Source organism: Micromonospora sp. BQ32 (assembly GCF_059358895.1).
Genome location: NZ_JCADBI010000007.1, coordinates 191527 through 206077, shown reverse-complemented (window position 1 = coordinate 206077; position 14551 = coordinate 191527). Strand labels below are relative to the sequence as shown.

Annotated in this window: 9 protein-coding genes; 3 read left to right on the top strand and 6 right to left on the bottom strand. The window is 73.5% G+C overall.

Going from position 1 to position 14551, the window contains the following annotated elements; all coding sequences use genetic code 11:
* The first annotated feature begins 131 nt into the window (after window positions 1-131).
* Window positions 132-1283, top strand: coding sequence for a C39 family peptidase (locus tag AC5L30_RS16340; protein ID WP_494868176.1), 1152 nt, complete (start codon window positions 132-134; stop codon window positions 1281-1283).
* Here AC5L30_RS16340 and AC5L30_RS16335 read toward each other — a convergent pair whose 3' ends face one another.
* Both AC5L30_RS16335 and AC5L30_RS16330 read right to left on the bottom strand, forming a co-directional pair.
* Entirely contained in the window at window positions 1284-2567 is a 1284-nt protein-coding gene (locus tag AC5L30_RS16335) for an outer membrane protein assembly factor BamB family protein (protein WP_494868175.1), read from the bottom strand.
* The gene (locus AC5L30_RS16330; protein WP_494868173.1) at window positions 2564-3862 is read right to left on the bottom strand and encodes an outer membrane protein assembly factor BamB family protein; all 1299 of its coding nucleotides are present in this window, start codon (window positions 3860-3862) and stop codon (window positions 2564-2566) included. The genes AC5L30_RS16335 and AC5L30_RS16330 overlap by 4 nt, the downstream gene beginning before the upstream one ends.
* A gap of 109 nt (window positions 3863-3971) precedes the next feature.
* Here AC5L30_RS16330 and AC5L30_RS16325 point away from each other — a divergent pair, with 109 nt between their 5' ends.
* On the top strand, window positions 3972-5864 hold the full coding sequence (locus AC5L30_RS16325; protein WP_494868291.1) for a DUF6311 domain-containing protein: 1893 nt from the start codon (window positions 3972-3974) through the stop codon (window positions 5862-5864).
* A gap of 24 nt (window positions 5865-5888) precedes the next feature.
* On the opposite strand, the gene AC5L30_RS16320 is transcribed toward AC5L30_RS16325, so the two are convergent.
* Window positions 5889-7685 (bottom strand): DUF6311 domain-containing protein, encoded by a 1797-nt coding sequence (locus AC5L30_RS16320; protein ID WP_494868172.1) that lies wholly within the window; start codon window positions 7683-7685, stop codon window positions 5889-5891.
* Entirely contained in the window at window positions 7685-9451 is a 1767-nt protein-coding gene (locus AC5L30_RS16315; protein WP_494868289.1) for a DUF6311 domain-containing protein, read from the bottom strand. Before AC5L30_RS16315 ends, AC5L30_RS16320 begins: the two co-directional genes overlap by 1 nt.
* A gap of 392 nt (window positions 9452-9843) precedes the next feature.
* On the opposite strand from AC5L30_RS16315, the gene AC5L30_RS16310 reads away from it, so the two are divergent.
* Window positions 9844-11037 carry a hypothetical protein gene (locus AC5L30_RS16310; RefSeq protein WP_494868171.1) on the top strand — a complete coding sequence of 398 codons (1194 nt, stop codon included), beginning with the start codon at window positions 9844-9846 and terminating at the stop codon, window positions 11035-11037.
* Between the two features lie 220 nt (window positions 11038-11257).
* Here the strand turns inward: AC5L30_RS16310 and dxs are convergent, their stop codons facing one another.
* Both dxs and AC5L30_RS16300 read right to left on the bottom strand, forming a co-directional pair.
* Window positions 11258-13204 carry a 1-deoxy-D-xylulose-5-phosphate synthase gene (dxs, locus tag AC5L30_RS16305; RefSeq protein WP_494868169.1) on the bottom strand — a complete coding sequence of 649 codons (1947 nt, stop codon included), beginning with the start codon at window positions 13202-13204 and terminating at the stop codon, window positions 11258-11260.
* A 126-nt stretch (window positions 13205-13330) separates the two neighbouring features.
* On the bottom strand, window positions 13331-14551 hold the full coding sequence (locus AC5L30_RS16300) for a class I SAM-dependent RNA methyltransferase (RefSeq protein ID WP_494868287.1): 1221 nt from the start codon (window positions 14549-14551) through the stop codon (window positions 13331-13333).

Sequence of the window (14551 nt, the reverse complement as noted above, 5' to 3'; positions counted from 1 at the left end):
CGCTGCTGACCACCGACAACCTAGTGCCGGCCGGCAACCATCGTCCCTCGCCGCCCGCGCCGGCCGGCGTTGCGGGCCACCACGGCGTACGCGATGCTGGCCGGCGGCACCGAGCGACGGACGGACCTGGCATGACCACTGCGGCACCACCCACCCGGCGGGACATCGCCTACCGGGGCTTCCACCTGCCGGGCGACACGACCAGCGGCAGCGGCGACGGCCTGCGCGCCAGCCGTCGAGGGCTCGCCCTCGACGGCGTCGCCGAGCGGGGCGCCTGGACGTCGCCGCCGGTTCGGGTCGGCTTCGCCGTCGCCGAGGTGGTGCCGTCCTGGACGGCGGACACCCCGGACGGCTGCTGGATCGAGATCGACCTGCGCGGCTGGCACGACGACGGGCCCAGCACCGACTGGTACCGGCTGGCCCGCTGGGCCGCCGGCGACCACACGGTACGACGCACCTCGCTGCCCGGGCAGCGGGACAGTGCCGCCCGGGTCGACACCGACACCCTGATCGTGACCGGGGCGACGGTCACCGGTTGGCAGGCGCGGGTGACCTTGTGCCGACCCGCCGGCAGCCCCGCCGGCCCGGTGCTGCGCAGCATCGGCGCGGTCGCCACCGGGCCGACCCCGACCGGCCAGGGGTACGAGCAGGAGCCGACCTCGTCCGCCGCCTGGGGCCGGGTGTTGGACGTCCCCCGCTACTCGCAGCGGCTGCACGTCGGCCAGTACCCGCAGTGGGGCGGTGGTGGCGACTCCTGGTGCAGCCCCACCTGCACCTCGATGGTGCTCGCCTACTGGGGCGCCAACCCGACACCGGACCGTTACGCCTGGGTGGAGCCGTCCGGCCCGCGCCCCGTGGTGGTGCACGCCGCCCGACACTGCTACGACCACGCGTACGCCGGGGCGGGCAACTGGCCGTTCAACACCGCGTACGCCGGACTGCACGGGGTGGACGCGTTCGTCACCCGACTGCGGTCGCTGGTCGAGGCGGAGGCGTTCGTCGCCGCCGGCATCCCCCTGATCGTCTCCGCCGCGTTCCGGGCCGACGAGGTGCCGGGGCTCGCATACGACACCCGAGGGCACCTGATGGTGCTGGTCGGCTTCACCGCCGACGGCGACCCGGTGCTCAACGACCCGTACGCCCCGGACGACGACGCGGTCCGTCGTACCGTGCCCCGGCGGGGTTTCGAGGCGGTCTGGCAGCGCGGCAGCGGCGGGGTGGCGTACGTACTGCGACCCGCGTCGGTGCCACTGCCCCCGCCGCCCGCCCAGGCCAACTGGTGATCAGTCGGTCAGTTTCCAGAGCTGGTACGAGCCGGCCGCAGTGGTGGTGCACACCAGGTAGCCGGTGATCGCCTGACACTCCCCGGTGGCATCGGGCAGCACGTCCACGATGCGCACCTTTCCGGCGGCGATGTCCAACTCGCCGACGAGCACCCCTCCGTCGGGAGGCCGACGTATGCCGACCAGCCGGCCGCCGACACCAAGTTGGTACAGCTCCCACCGGCCCAGGTCGGCCAGTTGCCGGCCGGTCAGCGCGTCGAGCACGATGTACTGCTCCAACGGGCCGACACCGCTGAGGTTGGCCATCAGCCGGCCGTCGGCCGGCCAGGCCCACCCCCACTGGCTGCTGCGCCAGCGCACCTCCCCGGTTGCCGGGTCGAGCGCCTGTAGTTCGTTGTTGCCGGTGCGCACACACAGGACGGGGCCACAGTCCAACGCGAAGTCGACGTGCAGCCTGGCGCGGGTCCAGCGGGGCACAAGCTGGTCCAGCCCGTACGCGGTGACAGTGCCCGAGCCTCTGTCGATGGCCAGCAGCAGGTCCTTTGTCAGGTCCAGTCCGATCGGACCGCCGTCGGGCGGGCGCAGATCGGCGCGGGCCAGCACCGCGCCGGTGATCGCGTCGCGTACCTCGACAGGCCCGTCCAACTGGTTGAGCACCACCCGGTCCACCCCGAGCTCGGTGCCCCGCACGCTCATGTCGGCGCTGAGCCCGGAGAGCTGCCAGCGCACGGTGCCGCAGCACGGATCCACAGCGCGCAGACTGGACGGTAAGGTCTCGCCGCCGCTGCGCAGCAGCAGGTTGCCGTCGGTCAGCTTGGAGACGGTGCCCGGCTGCTGCCACCGGTACGCCCCGGTCGCCCGGTCCAGTGCGACGGTGAGTGTGTCCCGACCCTCCGGGCCGATCTCGTACCCGGTGGCCAGCAGCGTCCCGGCCAGCGGAGTCACCCCCCAGTACCGGGCCTCCGCCGACAGCGGCGCCTGCCAGACCGGCTCGCCGCCGGGCAGCCGATACGCGGCCAGCCGCGCCTGCCGCCTTTCGGTGCTGGCCGGCTCCATCACCAGGAGGAGGTCACCATCGATCATGACATCGGACCCGGGCCGGCCCGGCAGCGTCAACGGGGCCAGCCGGGGCGGTGCGACGGCGGAGGCGGCGAGCGTGACCAGCGCGAGCACCACGACCAGCGCGCAGCGCAGCGGGCGACCATGAGCGCGAGGTGGGCGGGGCAGCGGGTCCGGTTCCGGCTCGTGCCGCAGCTCGCCGAGGTCGATCACCGAGCCGGTCACCGGGTCAACCTCCACAGCGCGGTGGTGCCGTCGAGACGCTGGCAGAGCAGCACCGGCAGGGACGCCTGGCAGCTGCCGGCGATGCCCGGCAGCACGTCGACGATCCGCGGTCGGCCGGCCACCAGGTCGAGTTCGGCGACGACCATCCGGCCGCCGTCGCTCCGCCGCACCCCGACCAGCGGATCGTCCGGTCCGAGCACCGGCAGCAGGCTCCACGCGCCCAGCTCCGTTCGTACCTGCCCGGTCGCCGCGTCCCGCACCGTGTATCCCCGGCCGGGCCTGGCCATCAGCAACCGGCCGTGCCGGACGTCAGCCAGGTTGTCCTGGCCCGATTCCGACCACCGCACCGCGCCGGTGCCCGGATCGAGCACCTGGAGGCCGCCGGTCTGCGGAACCGCGCAGAGCAGACCGGCGCAGTCGAGCACATGCGACACCAACGTCACCTCGGCCGTCCATCGTGGCTCCAACTCGGCCAGCCCGAAGCTCACCAGCCGGGTGCTGCCGGGCGGGACGAGCAGCAGCAGGTCACCGACGACCTGCACCCGCTGGTACGCCGACCGGTCAGCGGGCAGCGTGTCGACGCTGCGCAGCAGCCGGCCGGTGCCGGCGTCGTACACCTGCACCTCGCCGGTGGGTCGCAGGAGCACGAACCGGTCGACCTGGCCCTCGGGAGTGAGGTGGTAGGAGGGGGTGGCGGGCGACGGGATGGGCACCGACCAGCGCAGTTGGCCGGTGTCGGGCTCGACGCCGCTCAGCGCGCCCGACCCGTCTTCCCGGACGTCGGTCACCAGCAGACCACCGCCGGCTGTCGGCTGGGGAGCACCGGGGTGTTGCCAGCGCTGCCGGCCCGTGGTGGCGTCGAAGGCGGTGGTCTGGAACACCCGGTTCGGGGCGTTGACCGCCATCGCCAGCACCAACCCCCGCTGGACCCGGACGTCGAGGTAGTCACCGGTGCGGGCCAGCGGCGCCTGCCACCGCCGCCGCACCGCAGCGCCAGGCGGTGCCGGCTGGGCGTACGCGGTCAGGTACCGGTCGCCGTCGGGTGCCGGCGGATCGACCACGAAGACGGCGTCCCCGGCCAGGTACGCGGTGGACGTCCGCGACGCCGGCACCACGCTCACCGTTCGCTGCGCTGCCGGCGCGGCACCGGCCAGCACCACCAGGCTGAGCACCAGCACCGCCGCGCTGCGCAGCGGGCGACCGGCGGCACGCGGGCGACGAACCGGAGCCTTCGACGCGGGCTCGTCCCGAATCTCGCCCAGCTCGATGATCGACAACGACCGTCCTTCCGTCACCAGGTAAGGCTGGCCGACGGGTCGCCGTCCGGCAAACCGACCGTCAGCGCACCGGGCCGGCAAAAGCGACGGAACCCCGCCTGTACGATGGCGCGTCGTGGCTGTGCCGGTGGTAGACCCTTCGCTGATTTCCCTGACCGACGCCGACCCGGCCGAGGCCGAGTCGACACGGCGGCCTCGACGCCGTCCGGCCCGAGCCGACCTCTTGGCCCTCGGAGCCTATGTGCTGCTGGGCGCCTTCGTCTGCCTCAACTACTGGGGTGACGTCACCGGCCGGGTCTCCTCGCACCTGCCCACCGATCACAGCTGGTTCGAGTGGCTGTTCGCGCACGGCGCGTACTCGGTGCGGCACCTGGAGAACCCGCTGTTCACGGCCCGTCAGAACGCCCCGGACGGGGTGAACATGATGGCCAACACCTCGCTGCTCGGGGTGACCCTGCCGCTGGCCCCGCTGACCATGCTGCTCGGCCCCCAGGTGATGTACGCGCTCTACCTGGGTGCGGCGCTGGCGGCCACCGCCGGCACCGGCTACTGGATGCTCTCCCGCCACCTGGTGCGCTCCCGGGCCGCGGCGTTCGTCGGCGGCGCGTTCCTCGGCTTCGCGCCGGGAATCATCCACCACGCCAACGGCCAACCCAACTTCGTGTCCAACTTCCTGCTCCCGCTGATCGTGGTGCGGGTGCTGACCCTGGCCGAGCCGGGCCGGTGGCGGCGCAACGGGCTCGTGCTCGGTGCGCTGGTGGCGTACCAGATCTTCATCAACGAGGAGATGTTGCTGCTCACCGCGCTGGCCTGCCTGGTCATCGTGCTGGCGTACGTCGTGCAACGGCCGCGGGCCGCCCGGGCCGCCGCCGGCACGTTCCTGGCCGGCCTCGGCGTCGCCGGCGGGCTGGCCCTGGTGCTCACCGCGTACCCGATCTGGTTCCAGTTCAACGGCCCGCAGTCCTACCGCGGCCTCCAGGGCGGCGTGTTCCACAACTGGGGCGAGGACCTGGTCGCCTTCGTCACCTTCGCCCGGGACACCTGGGCCGGTGACCCGGCCGTGGAGAAGACGATCGGCCTGACCGAGCAGAACACCTGGTTCGGCTGGCCGCTGGTGCTGCTCTCGGTGGTCGCTCTGGCGCTGCTGGTACGTCGCTCGCTGGCCACCCGGATCGTCGCGGTGCTCATCGTGGTGTTCAGCGTGGCCGCGATCGGGCCGTGGGTGCGCTTCAACGGTGTGGAGACCGGCATTCGCGGCCCGTGGTCGTACGTGTCGGACGACCTGCCGCTGGTCGAGATGATGATGCCGACCCGGCTGACGCTGGTGGTCGCCGCCGCGGTGGGCGTACTGCTCGCGTTGACCTGGGACGCCGCGCACCGCCAGGGGCGCCCGGTGGCCGACCGGCCGCGGGTGCCGGCCCAGCGCGCCGCCGAAGCGGCCCCGGCTACGTCGGCCGAGCCCGTCGAGCCGGCCGCGCCGGTCCCGGCGCGCCGTCGGTGGCTGCGCCCGGTGGGGTACGCGGCGGTTGCCCTCGCCGTGCTGCCGCTCTTCCCCCGGCCGCTGCCCGCCCAGCAGATCGACCCGCCGCCGCACTTCATCACCGCGGGCGGTTGGCGGCCGTACGTGCCGGCGGGTCGAACCCTGGTCCCGGTGCCGATCCCGAGCAACGTGCACGGCCTGCCGACGCTGCGCTGGAGCGCGCTGACCGGGCAGGAGTTCCCCGTGCCGGGCGGCTACTTCATCGGGCCGAACGAGCTGGGTGAGGGGGTCTTCGGCGCGCCGAACCGACCGACCAGCTCGCTCATCTACTCCACCATGGACAGTGGCGCGGTACCGGCGCTGACCGACGAGAACCGCCGCCAGGCCGTCGAGGACCTGCGGTTCTGGCGGGCGTCGGTGGTGGTGCTCGGGGCGCACCCCCGCGAGGCGGTGCTCCGTGAGCTGGTCACCGCCCTGCTCGGGCCACCGCAGCGGGTCGACGACGTCTGGGTCTGGGACGTCCGCACCCTGGTGGGTTAGCCGAAGGCCGCGCCATCGGTCGGCTCAGCCGACGTGGTCCCGGACGTCCCACAACCATCCGCCGTCGACCGCTCGGCCCGGGCCGAGCAGGTCGTCGACGGTTCGGCGGACCGGGTCACCGTGCTCCAGCCGGCCGAGTACGACCACCGCGGCGCGCCAGTGCCGCAGGTCCTCGACGGCCTGACGGCGGTTCTCGTCGCTGAGCACCGGCACCGCGCCGGTCTCGGCCACCTGCCGGAGCAACACCGAGGTGGGCCGGTCCGGCGCGCCCCAGCGGGCCGCCGGGTCCTCCGGGCCGCTGGGGCCGATGAAGTAACCGCCCGGCGCGGGGAATCCCAGACCGGTACGGGCCGACCAGAGCATCACCGGGCTACGCCCGGCACCGGTGACCGGGGGCACCGCGACCACCGTCCGTCCGGGCGGCACCAGCGGACGCCAGTCGCCGCCGGCGATGAACGCCGGCACCGGCGCGACCGGCACCACGCGGATCGGCGTCGGGGTCAGGGGCAGCAACGCGGCGGCGACCGCGCCGGCCCACAGCAGCCGCACCGGTAGGCCCGACGCCACGTTCGGCCCGCGCGCGGCCCGGACCCGGTCCAGGGAGAGCGCCACCAGCACACCCAGCACCGGTACGCAGACCAGCGCGAAGCGGGCCGGCACCGCGAGATCGAGCAGTGGCAGCCCGCCGACCAGCCGGTACGGCCCCGGGATGCCGGTGGCCTCACCGTCGACCCGCAGCTCGTCGCCGAGCGAGAGCAGGGCGAAGACCACGCCACAGCCGGCCAGTGCCCGGACCAGCGGTCGTCGCCACTGCCAGATCACGATCACCACGGCGAGCACCAGCAGGCCGGGGCCGAAGAACGAGTTCTCCTCGGTCGGGTTCGGCGAGAGCAACCCCGGCAGCCAGTCGTCGCCCAGCACGGTCTGCCGGGCCGACGCGGTGAACGAGGCGACGTCCAGTTGGAAGCCCTGGGTGGCGAACGCCATCCCCGTGTAGTGCTGCGGGCCGTGGAACTGGAACCACAGCGGGTACGCCAGCGGCACCACCGCCACGCCGGCCGCCACCGCGAGCCGGCCGAACAGGGCGGGCGCGAGCCGCCGGGCGGCGACCCGGTCGGCGAGCGCGTAACCCAGCGCGAAGACCCCGGCCGCGAGCACCAGGAAGACCAGCACCTCCTCGCCGATGAAGACCTGCCAGACCAGCAGCAGCCCCAGGCCGACGCCGGGCCTCCACACGTCGTGCCGCGCCACGTCCGAGGCGGGCCGGAACACCAGGGCGAGGATCGCGGGTACCAGGAACTGGGCGGCGATGTGCAGATGGGCGCCCGCCTGAGCGATCATGCCGGGGGCGAAGCCACAGATCAGCCCACCCACCGCGGCCGCGGCCCGGGTGCTGACCAGCCGGCAGCGCAGCAGCACGTACCAGGCGACGGCGGTCCCGGCGAGGCAGCAGACGACCGCCACGCAGAACGCCACCTGCGAGCCGAAGAGCAGGGTGACCGGGGTCAGTGGGACACCCAGGCCCAGCACCGAGGTGTTCGCCATCAGGTTGACCCCGTCGGGCGCGTTCAACCCGCTGCTGTGGAGCGGGTTCTCCCCCTCGACCACCGCACGGGCCGCGTGGGCCAACATCCACTCGAAGAGGATCTGGTCGCCCGCCTGGTGGAACAGCTGCCACGGGCGGCCCCACTGCCCGCTGGTCACCAGCACGGCGAGACCCAGATAGCCGGCCACCACCAGCGCGTCCCGCAGCCAGGCCGGACGGGACGTGCCGACCGTCGCCGGCGACAAGGTGTTCGGGGACGTCGTCCCGGTGGTCATCAGACCGAACGGTCGGTGAGCGTCCGGACGTCCCAGACCCAGACATCCAACTCCTGGCGGCCCGGGCCGACCAGCTCCTCGACCGTACGTCGTAGTGGCTCGGCGTTCTGCTGCCGCACCGGCAGCACCAGGATCGCCGCCCGCCAGTGCCGCAGCTCGTCGGTGAAGCGCCGACGCTGGCGGTCGTCCAGCTTGGGCGTACGGCCGGTGGTCGCCACCTCCTCCAGCAGCTGACCCACCCCGCTGGGGCGACCGCCGAACCGGCCCGGGTCACCGGTGTTGCCGTTGCGGGGGGCGAGGAAGTAACCGCCGGGGATCTTGAAGTCCAGGTTGGTGGCCGCCGCCCAGCGCATGCCGTGCGTGTTGCCCATGCTGGGCACCGGGATCGGCACCAGCGTCTGGTCCGGCCCGACGTACGCCCGCCAACGGTCCGCCGTGATGAAGTCCGGCACCGGCGGCCGGGAGACCATCCGCAGCGGCATCGGTGCGATCGGCAGCAACGCGAAGGCCAGGCCCGCGGCGGTGAGCACCCGGACGGTACGACGGTCGGCCGGACGCAGCGCCCAGGCCCGCTCGACGGCGAGCGCGAGCAGCAGACCGACCACCACGCTGGTGATCAGCCCGAACCGGGTCGGCACCACCGCGTCGAGCAGCGGCAGGTGGACCAACCACTGCCACGGCCCGGTGATCAGCTCCCGGTCCCACCAGGAGACCCGCTCGCCGAGGGAGAGCACCGCGAAGAACACGCCGGTCACCGCGAGCGCCCGAACGATCAACTCCCGGCGCAGCCAGACCACGATGCCGATGGCCAGCATCGACAGGCTCCAGCCGAAGAAGGCGTTCTCCTCGGAGTAGTTCGGCGCCAGGTTGATGTTGGCGCGCTGGTTGCCGCCGAGGGTGGGCGAGCCGGGGGCGAAGAAGGCGGCGATGTCGTTGCCGTAGTCCTGCACCGCGTCGCTGAGCCCGTGGTAGGCCATCGGCCCGGCGAACTGCACGTACAGCGGGTACGCCAGCAGCGCCCCGGCCAGCAGCGCGCAGGTCAGCACGCCGGCGCCCAGGGGCCGCCAGGCCGCCCGCCACCGGGCCGGTTCCTGGGCGAGCACCGCCAGCAGGAAGACGCCGCAGGCCAGCGCCGTGAAGAGCAGGATCTCCTCGTTGATGAACGCCTGCACGGCGACCAGCAGGGCGAGCACGGCCCCGTCCCGAACCGGCTTTACGGAGCGGGTGAGCACCAGCACCCGCCACACCATGAACGGCAGCAGGAACTGGCTGATGATGTTCGGGTGCCAACTGGCGTGCGAGAGCATCGCGGGCGAGAACCCGCAGAACCAGCCGCCGACCGCCGCCGCGAGCGGGGTACGCACCAGGTGGCGGGAGAGCATGAGGTACCAGGCCATGGCGGTGCCGGCGAGGCCGAGCGTGACCAGCACCACGAACGAGACCGCCGGCCCGAAGAGCAGCGTCACCGGGACCATCGGGATGCCCAGCGCCAGCACGGCCGTGTTGGCCATCAGGTTGACGCCGTCCGGGTAGTTGAACTGCTCGGTGTAGAACGGGTACTCGCCGTGCAGCACCACGCGTACCGAGTGGGCGAGGAAGAACTGCACCTGGGCCGGGTCACCGGTGTAGAGCGAGGCCACCCGGCCGGACGGGTCCAGCCAGATCCGGCTGGTCACCCAGAGGGCGGCGAGCAGGAACAGTCCGCCGACCGCCAGGTGCTGCCGACGCCGAGTCCACCGACGCCACCACACCCGCGCCGGCACCACGTTCTCGGCCGGCGCTTCGGGCTCCGTCGGCGCTTCGGGCTGGGCCGGCGCTTCGGGCTCGGCTGGCGCCTTGGGCTGGGTCGGCGCTTCGGGCTGGGCCGGTTCCGTGGTGGGGGCGGTCAGCGCCGGCGGGCCGGCGAAGAGGCCGGCCGGTGTGCGGTAATTCACCAGCTCGGCGGAGTTGACTGCCGCCTCCGTGTGCGGCGCGGGCAGGGCGCGGGACTCGGCAGGCGTCACAGTCGGCGGAGTCTACCGGAGCAACCAAAACGCCCTAAAGCCCCGGTGGCGTCCATTGTGGTGGGTCGGGTGCCGGCCAACTGAGGCGCCGCACCGGACATCTCGTACTATGGCGCTTTCCGACAGCGACGGCGAGGCGATCGGGGGCGGGCCAGGTGACTCCAGGCCGTCGGTACGGCAGGGCGCTTCCCGTCCTGCTGAGCGCGCTGCTGGCCAGCACGGCCTGCGGTCCGGTAGCCGAGCGGAAGCCGCAGGACCTGCGGGTCGGGTACGACAGCCTGGACGGCTCGCTGGCGGTGTGGCCGCCCCGCGGCGACCTCGCCGGGGACGCCACGGCGACGGCGGCGGTCACCACCGCGGTCCGGGGCTGGCGGTCGCCGGCCGACGACCGCGTGCACCTGCCCTCGTCCGGCATCCTCTTCTCCGGTCGGGTCGACGGCGCACCGGTAGCGCTGGTGGCCGCCGACGTGCCCGGCGAAAGCGCGTCCTGGCTGCTGCAACTGACTCGCGAGGGCGACCGGTACGCGGTGACCCGCGCCACCGAGTACACCGACCCGGGTTACCTCGTCTACTCCGACGTGCTGCCGGTGCAGACGGCCGGCGGCCGGCGCTACCTGGTCTCGGCCCGGGTGCAGACCCTCCTCGGGCCACAGGACCGGACGTTGACCATCGCGGACGGCCTCAGCGCACCGGTCGACGTGCCGTCCTGCACGGCCGTCGGGGTGACCGCGACCCTGCGAACCACGGAGTCGCTGCCCCGTGGGCGCGCTGCCGACCGGCTGCTCGACCTGGGGACCGGCACCGTCGACCCGCGCTACCCGCTGGTCCGCGACGAGTCCGGCACCGGCCGGCGGGCGCTCACCGGCCTGGACACCTGCGTACTGGCTGGCGATCGGGGCCCGTTCGGCAGCATCCCGCGCCGGATCGGGGACCGGGACGCCCCGCGCTCGGTGCCGACATCCTGGCCGATGGCGAAGCTCACCGTGCGCTCGCTCGGCGAGGTCGCCCTCGGCGGCGGCGAGCCGGCCGAGTTGCAGCAGCTCAGCTGGGACACTGACGCTGGCGCGATGACGGCGGTGATCTACCGACCGGCCGACGGAAGCGCGCCCGTCGTCTCACCCGCCGACCGGGCCACCCCGTTGCAGGCGTACCAACTGCCGGTGCCCGGCCAGCCGCTGGTGGTGCTGAGCTGGCGGGCCACCCGGGACAGCTCGCTGTCCGTCCCACCGGGAACTCCGCTGTTGGTCGAACGCCCCGGCCTGGCGGTCATCCCCACCCCGTCCCGCTCGCAGACCTACAGCCTCGCCAACACCGACAAGACCCACTACCGCTCCGTCTCCCCCCGCTAACCCAAGCAGCGCGCTCCTCCCGCCCTCCACGCCCTCCACCCGCGATCTTGCACTTTCTGCGCCGACAAATCGGGGCTCAAGGCGCATTACGCCGACCGAAAGCGCAAGATCGGCGGGGGCGGGCGGGGCGAGGGCGGGAGGGCGAGGGCCGGGGGGCGGCGTTGGGGATGGACACACGACGGCGGGCGTCCCCGAGGGACGCCCGCCGCGTTCGTTCTCGTCAGTTCTGTGCGGCCGCGTCGCTGGGGGTGAGGCGGTCCGGGGTGGCGTCCAGGCTGGAGATCCAACCGGTGACGTTGCGGGCCACGTCCTGAGCGGTCAGGCCCAGGTCGGCGAGGATCTGCGCGCGGGTGCCGTGCGGGTGCCAGTCGGCTGGCACACCCAGGTCCTTGAGCGGCACCCGGACGTCGGCGTCACGCATCGCCTGGGCGAGCGCGTCGCCCACCCCGCCGACCCGGACGCCGTCCTCGACGCTGACCACGAGCCGGTGGCGGGCGGCCAGGGCGACCAGCTCCGCCGGGACCGGGCGCACCCAGCGCGGGTCGACGACGGTGACGCCGTAGCCCTGCTCGGCGACCCGGGCGGCCACCTCCATGCCCAACTGGCCGAAGGAGCCGACGGCGACGAGCAGCACGTCGGTACGGGCGGACTCGGCCAGCACGTCGACCGGGCCGACCCGGCGTAGCGCCGGCAGGTCCGCGGCGACCGCGCCGGTCGGGAACCGCACCACGGTCGGGCCGTTGTCGACGGCCACCGCCTCGCGCAGCTCCTCGCGCAGGGTGGCGGCGTCGCGGGGAGCGGCGATCCGCAGCCCCGGCACCACTCCGAAGACCGACATGTCCCAGATGCCGTAGTGGCTCGGGCCGTCCGGGCCGGTGATGCCCGCCCGGTCCAGCACGAAGGTCACCGGCAGCTTGTGCATCGCCACGTCCAGCAGGACCTGGTCGAAGGCACGGTTGAGGAAGGTGGCGTAGACCGCGACCACCGGGTGCAGACCGCCGAGCGCCAGCCCGGCCGCCGAGGTGGCGGCGTGCTGCTCGGCGATGCCCACGTCGTACACCCGCTCGGGGTACTTGCGGGCCAGCTTGGCGATGCCGGTCGGCTCGGCCATCGCGGCGGTGATGCCCACCACGTCCGGGCGCTCGTCGGCGACGGCCAGCAGCTCGTCGGCGAAGACATGCGTCCACTTCACCGACGGGGCGGCCAGCAGCGCGCCGGTCTCCACGTCGAAGGCGCTGCCGGGGCCGTGCAGGCAGTCCGCCTCGTCCTCCTCGGCGGGACGGTAGCCGTAGCCTTTGCGGGTGACCGCGTGCACGATGACCGGGCCGCCGAAGTTCTTCGCCGCGCGCAGCGCCGCCTCGACCGCCGTCACGTCGTGCCCGTCCACCGGGCCCACGTACTTGATGCCGAGGTCCTCGAACATGGCCTGCGGGGCGACCGCGTCCTTGATGCCCTTCTTGACCGCGTGCAGCACCTCGTACATCGGTCGGCCGACCAGCGGCGTGGAGCCGAGGGCGTCCTTGACGGTGTCGAGGACCTTCTCGTAGCCGGGGTTGAGCCGCAGCGAGGAGAGGTGGTCGGCCAGCCCGCCGATGGTCGGGGCGTACGAGCGACCGTTGTCGTTGACCACGATCACGAGGGGGTTGCCGGCGGTGGCGATGTTGTTCAGCGCCTCCCAGCACATGCCGCCGGTCAGCGCGCCGTCACCGACCACGGCCACGACGCTGCGCGCCTCACCACGCAGGGCGTACGCCTTGGCGAGCCCGTCGGCGTAGGACAGCGCGGTGGAAGCGTGCGAGTTCTCGATGAGGTCGTGCTCACTCTCCGCCTGGCTGGGGTAGCCGGAGAGGCCACCGCGCTGGCGGAGCTTGTCGAAGCCGGCCTGACGTCCGGTAATGATCTTGTGTACGTACGCCTGGTGGCCGGTGTCGAACAGGAGCCGGTCCCGGGGGGAGTCGAAGACGCGATGCATGGCGAGCGTCAGCTCGACCACACCGAGGTTGGGCCCGACGTGCCCGCCGGTACGGGAGACCTTGGTGATCAGGAAGTCCCGGATCTCGGCGGCGAGGACGTCCAGCTCCTCGCCGGACATCCGCTTGACGTCCTGCGGACCGCGAACCGTCCCCAGCAGCCGGCCGTGGTTGGCCGTGTCCTCTTCAACGCTCATGACCGGAGAGTCTATCGGCCGCCCGGTACTCCGCAGCTTGGCCCGAGCCCAGCGCACTTGGGCCGGGCGGTGAGTCGGCAGCTGAGCAGCCGGTCAGGCGCTGACAACAGCACCGACGCCGTTGTTCTACCGCTCGTCCGGCGGGAGCAACAGCCCGACCTGCTCGACGTGCTGCGTCATCGGGAAGAGGTCGAAGCCGCGGAGCGCCGCCAACCGCCAACCGAGGTCGGCGAAGGTACGCACGTCCCGGGCGAAGGCGGCCGGGTCACAGGCCACGTACGCGACCGCCCGCGGGCCGGCGGCGGCCAGCGCGCGGACCACCGGGGCGCCGGCCCCGGAGCGCGGCGGGTCGAGCACCACCACGTCGACCGGGCCGGTGATCCGTCGGCGGGCCAGCGCGGTCTCCACCCGGGCCGACACCACCTCGACGGTGGGCAGGTCGGCGAGGTTCTCCCGGGCGGCGGCGACACCCTGGGCCGCCGCCTCGACCACTGTCACCCGCCCGGTCGCGCCGACCCGGGCGGCCAGCCCGGCGGCGAACAGCCCCGCGCCGCCGTAGAGGTCCCAGGCGATCTCGCCCGGCTGCGGGTCCAGCAACTCCAGCACCGCCCCGGAGAGGACGTCTGCCGCGGCCGGGTGCACCTGCCAGAACGCGGACGCGGGCAGCGTCCAGTCCCGTCCGGCGGCGACCTCGCGGACCTCCGTCGGGCCACTGACCGGGGTGGGCACCCCGTCGCGGATCTCGGTGACGGTCACGTCCCCGCCGGTGCTGGCGACGGTCTCCACCGCCTCGGCGGCCGGCCAGCGCGCACCGGTGGGGGTGAGCACCGGCAGCTGCTGGATGGCCGGGTGGGCGATCCGGCAGCGGTCGATCGGCACCACCTCGTGCGAGCGGTGCTTGAGCAGGCCGGCCCGGTCCGCGGCGTCGACCGCGTAACGGACCCGGGAACGCCAGCCGAGCAGCCCACCGGGCAGCGCCTCGACCCGGACGCCGAGCCGGTCCAGCTCGACATCGGTCAGCCCGCCGAGGCGGGCCAACTGCTCGCGGACCACGGCGGTCTTCCAGGCCAGTTGCGCGGCCGGGGCGACGTGCTGGAGGTCGCAGCCCCCGCAGGCACCCGGCTTCGCGTACGGGCAGGGCGGCTCGACCCGGTCCGGTGAGGGCTCCAGCACGGTCACCGCGTCGGCCCGGACGAACCCCCGGTGCACCTCGGTGACCTCGGCGATGACCCGTTCACCGGGCAGCGCGTGCCGGACGAAGACCACCTGCCCGTCCACCCGGGCGACGCAGTGCCCGCCGGGGGCGACCGCGTCGACGGTCAGCTCGACCCGGTCCGCCTCGGCCAG

Excerpts from the sequence above, each read along its gene's own strand:
- dxs (WP_494868169.1), bottom strand. The coding sequence starts at position 13,204 with ATGAGCGTTGAAGAGGACACGGCCAACCACGGCCGGCTGCTGGGGACG.
- AC5L30_RS16340 (WP_494868176.1), top strand. The coding sequence starts at position 132 with ATGACCACTGCGGCACCACCCACCCGGCGGGACATCGCCTACCGGGGC.
- AC5L30_RS16320 (WP_494868172.1), bottom strand. The coding sequence starts at position 7,685 with ATGACCACCGGGACGACGTCCCCGAACACCTTGTCGCCGGCGACGGTC.